This window comes from Paraflavitalea sp. CAU 1676, assembly GCF_029223285.1.
In the GTDB taxonomy this organism is placed as follows: domain Bacteria; phylum Bacteroidota; class Bacteroidia; order Chitinophagales; family Chitinophagaceae; genus Paraflavitalea.
In genome coordinates, this window is record NZ_JARHUJ010000005.1 from 96,412 (window position 1) to 110,002 (window position 13,591).

Annotated in this window: 11 protein-coding genes; 5 read left to right on the plus strand and 6 right to left on the minus strand. The window is 50.0% G+C overall.

Annotated features, from left to right (window positions below):
• The first annotated feature begins 1 nt into the window (after position 1).
• From P2H89_RS16890 to P2H89_RS16900, 3 genes are all read left to right on the plus strand, one after another.
• Positions 2-1,384, plus strand: coding sequence for an alpha-amylase family glycosyl hydrolase (locus P2H89_RS16890; RefSeq protein WP_275828952.1), 1,383 nt, complete (start codon positions 2-4; stop codon positions 1,382-1,384).
• Positions 1,374-2,888 carry a gluconokinase gene (locus tag P2H89_RS16895; RefSeq protein WP_275828954.1) on the plus strand — a complete coding sequence of 505 codons (1,515 nt, stop codon included), beginning with the start codon at positions 1,374-1,376 and terminating at the stop codon, positions 2,886-2,888. Before P2H89_RS16890 ends, P2H89_RS16895 begins: the two co-directional genes overlap by 11 nt.
• A 98-nt stretch (positions 2,889-2,986) precedes the next feature.
• Positions 2,987-4,186: a heparan-alpha-glucosaminide N-acetyltransferase domain-containing protein gene (locus P2H89_RS16900; RefSeq protein WP_275828956.1), complete on the plus strand. Its 1,200-nt coding sequence runs from the start codon at positions 2,987-2,989 to the stop codon at positions 4,184-4,186.
• A 104-nt stretch (positions 4,187-4,290) separates the two neighbouring features.
• On the opposite strand, the gene P2H89_RS16905 is transcribed toward P2H89_RS16900, so the two are convergent.
• From P2H89_RS16905 to P2H89_RS16915, 3 genes are all read right to left on the minus strand, one after another.
• Positions 4,291-4,554, minus strand: a complete 264-nt coding sequence (locus P2H89_RS16905) for a T9SS type A sorting domain-containing protein (protein ID WP_275828958.1) — start codon at positions 4,552-4,554, stop codon at positions 4,291-4,293.
• 330 nt (positions 4,555-4,884) lie between these two features.
• Positions 4,885-7,512 carry a DNA mismatch repair protein MutS gene (mutS, locus tag P2H89_RS16910; protein ID WP_275828960.1) on the minus strand — a complete coding sequence of 876 codons (2,628 nt, stop codon included), beginning with the start codon at positions 7,510-7,512 and terminating at the stop codon, positions 4,885-4,887.
• A 152-nt stretch (positions 7,513-7,664) separates the two neighbouring features.
• A complete protein-coding gene (locus tag P2H89_RS16915; protein WP_275828962.1) occupies positions 7,665-8,384 on the minus strand; it encodes an SIMPL domain-containing protein in 720 nt (239 codons plus the stop codon).
• Between the two features lie 125 nt (positions 8,385-8,509).
• Here P2H89_RS16915 and P2H89_RS16920 point away from each other — a divergent pair, with 125 nt between their 5' ends.
• Complete coding sequence (locus P2H89_RS16920) at positions 8,510-9,277, plus strand: lysophospholipid acyltransferase family protein (protein ID WP_275828964.1); 768 nt, start codon at positions 8,510-8,512, stop codon at positions 9,275-9,277.
• A gap of 52 nt (positions 9,278-9,329) precedes the next feature.
• Here the strand turns inward: P2H89_RS16920 and P2H89_RS16925 are convergent, their stop codons facing one another.
• Both P2H89_RS16925 and P2H89_RS16930 read right to left on the minus strand, forming a co-directional pair.
• Positions 9,330-9,848, minus strand: coding sequence for an acyl-CoA thioesterase (locus P2H89_RS16925; RefSeq protein ID WP_275828966.1), 519 nt, complete (start codon positions 9,846-9,848; stop codon positions 9,330-9,332).
• Positions 9,849-9,872: 24 nt separating this feature from the next.
• The gene (locus P2H89_RS16930; protein WP_275828968.1) at positions 9,873-10,973 is read right to left on the minus strand and encodes a dipeptide epimerase; all 1,101 of its coding nucleotides are present in this window, start codon (positions 10,971-10,973) and stop codon (positions 9,873-9,875) included.
• 240 nt (positions 10,974-11,213) lie between these two features.
• On the opposite strand from P2H89_RS16930, the gene P2H89_RS16935 reads away from it, so the two are divergent.
• Positions 11,214-12,434 (plus strand): proline dehydrogenase family protein, encoded by a 1,221-nt coding sequence (locus P2H89_RS16935; RefSeq protein ID WP_275828970.1) that lies wholly within the window; start codon positions 11,214-11,216, stop codon positions 12,432-12,434.
• Positions 12,435-12,504: 70 nt separating this feature from the next.
• On the opposite strand, the gene P2H89_RS16940 is transcribed toward P2H89_RS16935, so the two are convergent.
• Positions 12,505-13,521, minus strand: a complete 1,017-nt coding sequence (locus tag P2H89_RS16940; RefSeq protein ID WP_275828972.1) for an N-acetylmuramoyl-L-alanine amidase — start codon at positions 13,519-13,521, stop codon at positions 12,505-12,507.
• Positions 13,522-13,591 lie beyond the last annotated feature (70 nt).

Here is a 13,591-nt window from a genome sequence, read left to right on the forward strand (position 1 = left end):
CATGAAACAGGTGTCCCTCGGATGCATTGCTTTCGTTTGTCTTGTCGCTGCTATTTTGCCTTCCTGTAAACTCATGCCAAAGGAAGAACCCAAAAAAGAAGCAGTCCGCAAGGATACCGTATTTATGGCTGGCCCCGACTGGTTCTATCAATCTAACATTTATGAGGTAAACGTTCGGCAATACACGCCCGAAGGGACTTTCAAAGCCTTTGCGGCCTCCCTGCCACGCCTGAAGCAAATGGGCGTAGACATCCTCTGGTTCATGCCCGTAACGCCCATCAGTAAAACCGACCGCAAAGGAACACTGGGCAGTTACTATGCTGTAGCAGATTACCAGGCCGTGAATCCCGAATTTGGTACGATGGCCGATTTCAAAGCGCTGGTACAGGAAGCACACAACAGTGGTTTCAAGGTCATCATAGACTGGGTAGCCAACCATACCGGGGCCGATCATCCCTGGCTTATCCGGCATCCCGATTTCTACAATCGCGACAGTACAGGCAAGGCCCTGTTCGCCTTCGACTGGAGCGATACGCGGGTGCTCAACTACAACAACCAGGAAATGCGCGACAGCATGATCGCCGCGATGAAATACTGGGTGCGGGAAGCCGATATCGACGGCTATCGGTGCGATATAGCTGGTGAAGTGCCCACCGATTTCTGGAAAGAGTGTATCCGCCAGCTTCGCCAGGATAAGAGATTGTTCATGCTGGCCGAAGGCGAAAAGGCAGCATTGCATGCCGCCGGTTTCGATGCGAGCTATCTTTGGGATATGTTCCACACCATGAAAAAAGTGGCTGCCGGCGAACGTACTGCCCTTTCATTTGATACCGTGCTGAGGCGCCAGGATAGTGCATTTCCCAAAGGAGCTGTACGCCTTTATTTTACCAGTAACCATGATGAGAACAGCTGGAACAAAAGTGATTTCGGCACCTTCCCCGGGTTGAAGCATGCACCCTTTGCGGTACTTACGCAAACCATGCAGGCCTCACTGCCCCTTATTTATAGCGGACAGGAAGAGCCTGTGCTGCGTGCCATTTCATTTTTCGAGAAAGACAACATGGGCTTTAAGCAATATGGCCGCGCCTCTTTTTACAAAACATTACTCGACCTGCGTAAGCGCAACCCGGCGCTGGCTACCGATGCCGCCTTCAAAAGAGTGTCGGTGGGCGATGACAAAGCATTGTATGCTTACGTGCGGGAAAAGGGAGCGGGCAAAGTGCTGGTGATCCTTAACCTCAGCAATAAGGAACAGGTCGTAACGATTAAAGATCAATCGCTGGTAGGCCAACCCACGAACCTCTTTCTTGGTTCGAAAGAACCGTTTACGCTCAACCATTCCTTCAACATAGAACCTTGGGGATACATCGTTTGTGAGTACTAAACACAGTCAATATTTGATCGGGGTCGATATCGGCACTACCAACACCAAGGCTATCGCTTTTGGGTTGGATGGGGCGATACTGGCTGCCAGCAATATCACCTATATGCCATTGCCAGCCGCTGAAGCAGGCGCTCACGAACTCGATCCACACACCCTGTTCAATGCAGTGATCGAAACCGTTCGCCAGGTAGTAGCACAAACCCAAGCAGCTACGCTTACCGGCATTGCTTTCAGCAGCGCCATGCACAGCCTTATTGCGGTAGACAAAGCCGGCCTGCCACTCACCAACGTGATCACCTGGGCCGATCTGCGTAGCAACCGCCAGGCCGACGCCCTAAAAGCAACGGAAGCCGGCAAACGTATTTACCAGCGCACCGGCACGCCCATCCATCCTATGTCGCCACTCTGCAAACTGATCTGGTTGCGGGAAACCCAACCTGAGCTCTTCGGGTCGGCCCATAAATTCATTGGTATAAAAGAATACATTTTCCATAAGCTTCTTGGCAAATATTATATCGATCATTCCATAGCATCGGCCACTGGCTTGTTTGATATCTATGAGCTGGATTGGAATGCAGAAGCGCTCGCGGTGGCGGGCGTTGGCCCCGATCGGTTGTCGCGACCAGTTAGTCCCCTTTCAGTTCTCAAAGGCATTGACCTTTCGTATGCAACACAGTTGGGTATCGATCCTGCAACACCGGTAATACCGGGCGGCAGTGACGGCTGCCTTGCCCAATTGGGCAGCGGTGCCTTGCAGCCTGGCGATGTATCGCTTACCATTGGTACCAGTGGCGCTGTTCGTATGATGGGCAACCGGCCACAACACGATCCGCAGGCACGCATCTTCAACTATATCCTTGCAGAAAACTATTATGTATCCGGCGGGCCCATCAACAATGGCGGCGTATTGCTCAAGTGGTATGCGGAGCATTTCCTGGGTCGTACCTTCCAGGATACGGAAGATTTCGATTGGTTTGTACAACAGGCGGCACAAGCTCCGGCAGGGGCCGATGGACTGATTTTTCTGCCTTATGTACAGGGCGAGCGTGCGCCAGTTTGGGATGCCGCCGCTAAAGGCATGTTCTTTGGAATACAGGCGCGGCACACGCAGGCCCATTTCATGCGCGCTATTGTTGAAGGGGTTAACTTTGCCTTGTACCAGGTAGCGCAGTCGCTCGAAGAAACCATCGCGCCCATGCAGCATGTCTATGCCAGTGGAGGCTTCACCAAAAGCAACCAATGGCTTCAATGGCTTACCGACCTCTTCGGCAGGCCTGTTACCGTGCCTACAACAGGCGATGCTTCGGCAACCGGCGCTGCGATCGTGGGCTTTAAAGCCCTGGGCCTTATTGGCCAACTGCAATTTGCCGGTAACCACGTTTCAGAGGCGACAACCTTCCTGCCCAATGAATCACATCGCCCGGCGTACTTGTATAACTATGAGATTTACAGCAGCCTGTATCAACGGCTGAAGGACCTGTTTCACCGTCCCAACAACCAGTAATCGCCCTTCACCACATTTGGTAGCTTCCACCTGGCATAAATTGCCTGAAATTGCAGGTAGTATTCGTAATTTGAATCAACACCTTTAACCGCATAGCCATGAACCAAAACGTATTTGCGAAGAATCGCGTTGAATCTATTGATGTTCTCCGGGGTATCGTCATGATCATCATGGCGCTTGACCATGTGCGCGATTTCTTTCACGTAGGCGCCTTTCAGGCCGATCCGCTCGATCCCGCCACTACCAGCCCCATGTTGTATTTTACCCGGTGGATCACCCATCTCTGTGCGCCCACCTTTGTATTCCTGGCAGGCACCTCCTCCTACCTGGTAGGTTTGCGAAAATCAAAAGCCGAACTAAGCAGTTTTCTTATAAAACGCGGGGTATGGCTCATCCTGGTAGAAGTGTTGGTGGTAACGCTGGCGCTCAGCTTCAACCCGCTCTATAACTTTCTGTTCCTGCAGGTGATCTGGGCAATTGGCATCAGCATGGTAATGCTGGGCTTGCTGGTAAGGCTGCCCTACGCAGCGATCTTTACGATCGGATTGGTCATTGTATTTGGACATAATCTGCTCGACTATCCGGAAGCAGCCCATGCTGCCCACAAACAACCTTTAGGTTTTTTGTGGGACCTCGTACATGGAGCTCGCTTCGCTATCTATTCATATGCCCCCAATCGTGTGCTGGCCATCATATATCCTTTTCTGCCCTGGACGGGGTTGATGTTGCTGGGTTATAGTGCCGGCAAATTGTTTACGGCGGAATTTCCCGCAGCAAGGCGTAAAAAGATACTGGTGTATCTCGGGTTTGGAGCCATCGCGTTGTTCTTTCTGTTGCGTGGTATCAACCTGTATGGAGATCCCGTTCGCTGGGTAAAGCAGGATACACTCCTGAAGAACCTGTTTGCATTTTTTAATGTCAACAAGTATCCGCCTTCCCTGATGTATATGAGTATAACAATTGGGGTGTCGCTGCTGATATTGAGATTACTGGAGGGGGTTAGAAATCCCATCACAGAATTTTCAAAGGTATTCGGACGCGTTCCGTTCTTCTATTATGTAGTGCACTTCTTCCTTATTCATACACTCACGGTCATTGCCTTTTATATGTCGGGCTATAAATCGGGCGATATCGTGTCCAACCAGGTACCTTTCCTGTTCAGGCCCGTTGAGTTTGGCTATTCGTTGTGGGGAGTATATTTGATCTGGGCAGCCATCATCGCCTTTCTGTATCCCTTATGCAGAAAATACAATAACTACAAAAGCACGCACCAGAAATGGTGGCTCAGCTACATATAGACCCCGGGGTTCAATTTTACATCATCGCCAGGGAAGCGTGGTCACGCTCAAACAATCTATCATTTGTGTAGAGATATTTCAACAGCGTTGATCTCCTATGAGCATCACTGCACGCTGATCTTTTTCTTAAATACTACATCATTGCCCGATAAAAGTTGGAGGAGATAAGTGCCGGGACGTACGTTGTCCGCATCCAGTGGAAAACTCACCATTTGCCCTGGTTGCAGCAGGCCCATCTTCTGTTCGTAGAGTTTACGGCCCCTGAGATTGAGTAGTGTAATGCTGGTGTTGTCGAGCTGTTTGCTGCCGGTATGCACAAAAAGCCAATTGATTTTGTCGATAATGGTTGGATAGATCCTGATAGACACAGACGCATGTTTTTAGCATTTACAAAAAACAGGGGCCAGTGGCCATTGGTTAGCCGATAAAGATCGACTGGACTGCCTTTCATAAATGGATTGGGTTTTAAAAAAACATGGGGTACGAAAGAAAAGACTAAGACAAGGTTATTATACGGTATGTTATAGGATCATAAAAACGGCCACGTCAGAAGCTTTATTGCTTCATGCAATCGTTTGCCTTATTTATTGATAATTGTTAATACAGAGGCCGATGCTTCATTACACCTGGATACAATTGTGCTATACCGCGATAGCAATGACACCAGGAGACCTCACTCCATAAAGAAAGCGCTGGTATTACCGGAGCTTGCCCTTGATTTCCTGCAGTTTCAACAAAGCTTCAACAGGAGTAAGGCGATTGATGTCGATACCTTCCAGTAGTTTCCGTATATCATCAAATGTTTCACTGTGTGCATCGAAGATGGACAGCTGAAACTTTTTGGAAGAGATGTTCTTCACTGCTTCACCCACATTAGAACTTTGGTGTGCGCCGCCATTTTCATCAACGTGTTTTTCTTCCAGTTGGTGAAGTATTTCATTGGCACGCTGAATGAGGGCAGGGGGCATGCCGGCCATCTTGGCCACATGAATACCGAAGCTATGCGTACTGCCGCCTGGCGCCAGCTTGCGCAGGAAGATGATCTTGTTGTTTACTTCCTTGTTCGTAACATGGAAGTTGCGGGTGCGTGGTAATTTATTTTCGAGTTCGTTGAGCTCATGATAGTGCGTGGCGAACAAGGTCTTCGGTGCATGACTGGCATTGTGCAAATATTCGGCAATGCTCCACGCAATAGAAATACCATCATACGTAGAAGTACCGCGGCCAATTTCATCCAGCAGGATCAGACTGCGTGCCGTGAAGTTGTTGATGATGCTCGCTGTTTCATTCATCTCCACCATAAAGGTCGATTCGCCGCCGCTGAGATTGTCCGATGCACCCACACGGGTGAATATCTTATCGGTTAAGGGTACTTTGGCAGCATCCGCCGGTACAAAGCTGCCCATATGGGCCATCAGGGTGATCAGCGCCGTTTGTCGTAAGATGGCGCTCTTACCACTCATGTTCGGTCCGGTAAGAATAATGATCTGTTGGGCCGATTGGTCGAGGAAAATATCGTTGGCAATATAAGCCTCACCGGGAGGCAGGTTGCGTTCGATCACCGGGTGACGGCTTTCCTTGAACTCCAGCTCATGCCCTTCGTGCAAAGCAGGCTTCTTGTAATTGTACCGAAGCGCATTGTCGGCAAAACAAACCAGGCAATCCAGCACGGCCAGGATATGTCCGTTGGACTGCATCGGTGCAATGTATTCCTGGAGCTGCATCAACAATTTGTCGTACAGATCCATTTCGATGGCCATGATCTTATCTTCGGCGCCGGTGATCTGCTCTTCGTATTCCTTTAGTTCGGGTGTTATATACCGCTCGGCATTGGCCAGGGTTTGTTTCCTGATCCATGTGGCCGGCACTTTATTCTTATGTGAGTTGGTTACTTCGAGGAAATAACCAAACACGTTGTTGAAACCGATCTTCAAAGAAGGAATGCCTGTTGCTTCTGCTTCTTTTTGTTGCAGCTCTACCAGGTACTCTTTACCACCGCTGGCGATCTTGCGCAGCTGGTCAAGCTCGGCATGTATACCATCAGCAATAACGCCACCCTTGGCCGCTACGGCCGGAGGGTTGTCCATGATCGTGTGCTGAATGGTTTCCATAATGGTGGCACAGGGATCGAGCGTGCCGGTCAGTTTCGCCAGGTACGGATCGGCCACGCCGGTGCAAAGCTGTTTCACCGCGCGTACCTCCTGCAAGCCGCGCGCGATCTGTAATACTTCCCGCGGGTTGATCTTCTTGATGGGGATCTTGCTCACCAGGCGTTCTATATCGCCGCATTGCTTGATGTGGTGACTGAGTTTGTTGCGCAGATCCACCTCGACAATAAAGAATTCAACGAGATCGAGGCGTTCGTTGATCCGGGTGGCATCTTTTAGCGGCAACAGTATCCAGCGCTTCAGCAAGCGGGCGCCCATGGGCGATACCGTATTATCCAGCACTTTGTGCAGGGTATTACCCGCTTCGCCGCTACCGGTAGCCGTAAGCTCCAGGTTGCGGATGGTGAACCGGTCCATCCACAGGTAATCCTCCCGGTCTATCCGCTGAATGGAAGTGATATGCTGCAGGTTGGGATGCTCGGTATCTTTCAGGTAATGGAGAACTGCACCTGCCGCTACTATAGCCAACGGCATATCTTCTACACCATATCCTTTCAGTGAATGGGTGTTGAAGTGCTTCAATAAGCTTTCGGTGGTGTAGGCCAGATCGAAGATCCAGCTCTCCATGGTATAGGTATAGAACTTATTGCCGAAGTTTTCCTTAAAGTGCTTTTGGTAGGCACGCTGGAAAATGACTTCTGCAGGCTTTAAAGTTTGCAGCAGCTTATCGATGTATTCCTGGTTGCCTTCGGCTACAAAGAATTCACCGGTAGAGATATCGAGAAAGGCAATGCCTGCGCTGTCGTCGGTGAAATGTACACCAGCGAGGAAGTTGTTGCTGTTATGCTCCAGCAACTTGTCATTCGTGGCAACACCAGGTGTTACCAGTTCGGTTACCCCGCGTTTTACGATGCCCTTAGCCTGCTTGGGATCTTCGAGCTGGTCGCAGATGGCTACCCGGTAGCCGGCTTTTACCAGCTTGTGCAGGTAGGTATCCATGGCATGGTGCGGAAAACCTGCCAGTTCGGAAGCGCCGGAAGCGGCGCCGTTATTTCGTTTGGTTAGGGTAATGCCCAACACTTGTGCAGCGATGATCGCATCGCCGCCGAAGGTTTCATAAAAGTCGCCAACGCGGAATAACAATACAGCATCAGGATATCGTTGTTTGATGGCCTTATGCTGCTGCATTAAGGGAGTATCTTCGCCTGCTTTTGCCATGGGGGGCAAATATAATTGCTTTGATCCCCTTAATGAAAAACGACCCCTCCAATGTGGAGAAGTCGTTAATTATTTGGTAGTTAGCAGGGCAAGGTTCGCACCCAGCACCCATTTTCTTACAAGGCTGGCAGCCCAAACCTGCCGGCAATTACTTATTTCAGCGCAAATACCACACTTACTTCAAAACGGAGCTTCATTTTCTTAAAGTCAACGCCCTGATCGCTCACAAGACCTTCTCCTGCTTTGTAACCGTACCCAACATTCGACACCTGAGAGAACCGGTAAGGCTGTACTTCCACATCATTCGGCTCCGTAATGGTCACAGCTGCACCTACCTGCTCATCGATGGCAGCAGCCAGGTAGCCTGCCTTTTCCTTGGCAGCCTTGATCGCTTGTATCTTCAATTGCTTGCGGTATTCGAGGATCTTGCTGTGCGAAGTTCTCTCTATGCGGAAATTCTGTGTAGCCTCGTCATCCAACTTCTCTACCAACTCATCCATCTTCTTACTATTGGTGAATTTGATCTGGTAGGTGATAGAGGCCAGCAGATCCTGCTTTTTGCTTTTTTTCTTGATCCAGGGATTGCCATTGAAACCATCGTATGCTGCGATGGTGACCAGCGAATCGGCCAGACCGATACTGCGGCAGTTCGCCAGGAAATCACTCTTGATCTTGTCGAGGCTGATCTTTCCACTGCCTTTCTTTTCATACTCCTTCAGGTCTACCAGTACATAGATCTCATCAGGTACTACTTCCAGTTCGGCACTGCCGCTCACCGTGATCGTCTTCGGGTAGGGATTAACAACAGTCGATTGCGCAAATCCTTTCATGCTCACTAAAGCGATCATACATACTGCGATAAACTTATTCATAACATTCAATTTTTAGATAGATGTAGGATTCAAAACAATTACACAACGTTGCAGGCGTTTTCAATAAACATTCGTTTTTATTAACATTTCCTTAATTTCGGCGCATAGATAAACTATTGAGGTCCATGAGTTCCTTCAGCGAAAGATTAAAACATGTACAGATCGTGCGTAAGTTCATTTACGCACTGGTGGGTGTTGTTTCTTATCCCGGACTGGTGTGGATGAACAAACTGAAGATCTCGGGTACAGAACATATCAAAGACCTTCCGCGAAGGAATGTGATGTTCGTGAGCAATCACCAAACTTACTTTGCCGATGTGATCACCTTTCTGCACATCTTCTGTGCTGTGAAGTGGAGAAAACAAAACAAGCTCGGAGTTCCTTATTACCTGCTCAATCCATTTACCAACGTATATTATGTTGCTGCCGAAGAGACCATGCGTGCTACCTGGATCAGCCGCCTCTTCACCATGGCAGGCGCCATCACGGTAAAGAGAACCTGGAACCCCGGTGGTACAGAGAAACGCAAGGGCCTGGATCCCTCTGATACCCGCAAGATCTCCCGTGCCCTCGAAAATAACTGGATCATCACCTTTCCGCAAGGCACCACCAAACCTTTTGCGCCCGGTCGCAAAGGAACCGCGCTGATCATCAAGATGGCGAAGCCGGTCGTGATTCCGGTTGTCATCAACGGCTTCTGGAGGGCTTTCGATAAAAAAGGATTGCGTTTCAAAAAGAGAGGCACGCTGCTCACCGTGCGTTTCAAACCACCATTGGAAATAGATTACGAAGCACCTACCGAAGAGATTCTCGATCAACTGATGGAAGCCATCGAGCAAAGCAAACCCTGGATGATGAAAGGAGCGCATCACCGCGCCAAATTGCAAGGGTAGGGAAGGAGCCGCCGAAGCGGCTATACCCTTATCAAAAAAATAAATAGAAGTATTATCGCTCAAACAAGGCTTTCAGCTCCGTAGCGTCGGCGGGTTTCATCTTACCACCCAGAATAAGGCGAAGCTGTCTTCTGCGCAACGCGCCGTCGAACAGGTTTTTCTCTTCTTCTGTTTCCGGTACCAGTTGAGGAACCATCCTCGAGCGGCCATTCGGGTCGAGGGCCACGAAGGTGAAATAAGCCTCATTGCTCTTGTAACGGTATTGTTGAATGGCATCTTCTCCCCACACCTTCATGTGCACTTCCATAGAAGAGTTGAAGGCCCGGGAAACCTTGGCTTCGATATGAACTACATTACCCAGTTTGATCGGGTTCTCGAAGGAAATATTGTCGACAGAAGCGGTTACCACAGGAGCAGCGCAATGCTTCATGGCAGCCAGGGCGGCTGCAATATCCATCCAGTACATCAATCGTCCACCCATCAGGTTACCGAAGGTATTGGTGTCGTTGGGTAACACCAGTTCGGTCATCACTACATACGATTCTTTGGCTGTCTTTGCTTTTGAACTCATGGCGCAAATTTGCGCAAATATAGTCTACACACTCGCTTTTTCACAACCTGTCAGGAATTGCTCGTCCGCATCGGCCCCTATCCCCACTGTATCAGGCACTTCCACGATAAAACCATTGTACCGCACACCCCCTTGCACGGGGTCGGCCTTGTGGCCCAGCATACAGGTATCCATATCGTAAAACTGCACATTGTCATGGGCCAGCGCAAAATGGGCAAAGGCTGTGAGCGCCACCCGGCTTTCCAGCATACCGCCCATCATGCAGGGAATGTTTTTCTCCGCACAGCGGGCATTGATGAGCATGGCTTCCGCAATGCCGCCCGATTTGGCAAACTTGATATTGACATAATCACAGGCATCGGCCGCGATCAATCGCTTTGCATCGTGGTGGTTGTACACACTTTCATCGGCCATTATTTTGATGGGCGATTGCTTTCTCAGGTCAGGCAGGTGATGATCGTTCCAGGTGCGCATGGGTTGCTCACAGAACTGGATATCGAACGCACCCAGGTTCTGCAGCGCATACACTGCATCGGGATAGCTCCAGCCCTGGTTGGCGTCTATGCGTATTTTAGTGTCGTAGCCAATAGCTTCCCTGATCTGCCGTATGCGCACCACATCTTCTTCGGCGTTTTTACCCAGCTTCACTTTAATGATGCGCACACCCCGCTGCACAAAATCTATCGCTGCCGCCGCCATATTTTCCGGTGTATCGATGCCGATGGTGAGGTCGGTTTCCAGCACTTTGGTGCGATCACCGTTCAGGTATTTATACAAAGGCACGCCTTTTCGTTTGGCGGCCAGGTCGAACAAAGCCATGTCGAAGGCACTTTTGATCGTGCTGTTGAAGGCGGTAAAGTCATGTAATTCCTTCAGTCTTGCCGAAATATCCTCCTCATCCTTTCCCTTCCACAAAGCAGCAAAATCCTTAGCCATCTCAAAACAGGTGGCCTGCGTTTCGCCCACGATCATCGGGAAAGCCGAGCATTCTCCTACGCCATACAGGCCGGTATCGGTATGTACCCGTATGAAAGTGTTCTGTGCAAAATGCATGGTGCCCGTGGCAATAGTAAAAGGATGCATGGGAATGCTGAACTTCCAGATGTCGGTGTGTGTGATCTTCATAACGGGCCGGAAGGTAGCAACTATTCAGGATTTACCCACACCAGAACAGCTCTAGTTGCCCTGATAACTGATTAATTATAATGACATTGCCGGTATTTGCAGCCAAAGGCGGCACACCGGCCACCTAACGGCGCCCACCCTCGCAGAATTCCTCGAACCCGCTGTTAACGATCAGACAATTTCTGATTTACATATTTTAAAATCTTGCCTTACTTTTGCGCCTAACATTTGTTAGTAGATATGGATAATCCTCACCCCGTTATTTCATTTGATAATACAGAATACGCGTTCGCTTACAAAACAGACCAGGAGCTTAAGAAAGCCAATTTCCTTTTTTCCAGCATGGGGTATGAGTCGCTGGTAAAACTGGGTACTCGTTTCACCCCCTGGGCCATCAAAGCAGGCCTGCCCATCAAAGGACTTATCCGCAACACCATTTTTAAACAATTCGTAGGAGGGGAGACCCTCGAAGAAACTGCCCGTGTAGCCAATAAACTCGAGCAGTTCAAGGTGCAGGTGATACTCGATTACGGAGTAGAAGGTAAGGAAGGAGAAGAGAATTTCGATCACGCCACCGACGAGTTCATCCGGGTTATCAACTTCGCCGCTACCCAACCGAATATACCCTTCATGAGCATCAAGGTAACCGGCTTTGCCCGCTTTGCCCTGCTCGAAAAACTCGATGCAGCCGCCAACGGGAAAAGCGGTTATGAAGGTCGTGTACACACCGAAGTACTTACCGAAGAAGAAAAAGCCGAATGGCAGCGTGTGGTGGGCCGCATGCACCGCATCATCAAGGCTGCTTCCTCCAACAAGGTAGGTGTACTCGTAGATGCCGAGGAAACCTGGATACAGGATCCCGTCGATGCACTCACCATGCAAATGATGGAGCTGTACAATATTGATACCGCAGTCGTATTTAATACCATTCAGTTATACCGGCACGACCGGCTCGCGTTCCTGCACGATAGTTTCCGCCAGGCCGAAGCCAAAAGGTTTATCCTGGGGGCCAAATTGGTGCGGGGCGCTTATATGGAAAAGGAAAGAAGAAGGGCCGAAGAATTGAACTATGCCTCTCCGATCCAGCCGAGCAAAGAAGCCAGCGATACCGATTACAACAAGGGTGTAGAGTTTTGCATCGAACACCTCGACCGCATCTCCCTCATCGTAGCCTCGCACAACGAACATAGCAGCTTGCGCGCGGTAGAATTGCTCGATAAAAAAGGATTGCCCCACAATCATCCTCATATCCATTTTTCCCAGTTGTATGGGATGAGTGACAATATCACTTTCAACCTGGCCAAGTCGGGCCTGTCGGTAAGCAAATACCTGCCCTTTGGGCCTATCCATGATGTAGTGCCTTACCTCATGCGGCGGGCACAGGAAAACTCATCGGTATCGGGGCAAACGGGCCGCGAACTGGGATTGATCCGCAAAGAAATGAAGAGAAGAAAATTATAGAGAGCATACTGACTTCAATAGAAAAGGGGCCTTTCGGGGCCCCTTTTGAATTTCTTTATAGAAAGCAAGATTATGGCTTCGCAGTAGAATCCACCACCGCGGCCGAGGTAGTCTCGGGGCGGGGAGCCACAGCACCTTCCAGCGTTTCCTTGTAGCGTCTGAGCGCTGTGATGATGCTCTCCACTACTTCACTTTGCCCTTGCTCGCTGTTGAGGTATTTCTCTTCTTCTTCGTTGGTGATAAAGCCGGTCTCCACCAGGATACTCGGCATACCGGTAGCCTGCAGCACCCAGATCTGTTCCCAGTTCCTTTGTTTAACGCCACCGCTCAGGCGACCGCCTTTGGCAAATTCTTCCTCTACCATATTGGCCAGCGTAAGGCTTTTGCCGAAATATTTTTTCTCATACAACTGAGCCCTGATCCGTGCTTCGGGCGAGTTGAGATCGGGTGGGGCATAGGCTGCGCCGCTATCCTGGGTGAACTCGGCACTTTCTTCGGGGTTGATGAAGGTGCTTTTTACACCGCTGCGGTCTGCCGCCCAGATATAGGTTTCGGTACCATGGCGTTCATTTTTCACCCAGTAGTTCTCGTAGATGGGCACGCGTACCGTTTTCTTCCGTTTTTTGGAGCCCTTGCCGACTGTAATGGTTTTGGTGGTATGGCCAACTACGCGTTTGGCATACCAGCCGCCGGCTTTTTGAGGGGTAGCGTTGCAGTGGATACTTAAGAAAAGGTCGCCCTTTACTTCATTCGCCAGTTCGGCACGCATCCTGTTGGCGGTACGGGCGTCCACATTCACACCAAAAACCGTATCCGAGGTACGGGTGTACACGACACGGGTTTCGGGAAATGCTTCCTGGATCCGCTGACCCAGTTTGAGAGATATAGCGAGTGCAATATCTGCTTCATATGAAATAAGGCCCCTGGCGCCACGGGCCGGGCCACCATGACCGGCATCCACCACGATGGTGGCCAGTACAGATTTCTGTTTCCCGCGTTTACCGCCGGGATCTTTCTTTCCAGAGAACGCAAATAGGCCAGCCAAAACGGCCACAAACAGTAATAGAGTTACGGGTTTTCGCATCATCACCTGCATCAGTTTAAAAAGTTGCTAATCCTGACACCACTCACCACAGGCCTTCCTGCAGCTTTAGGCT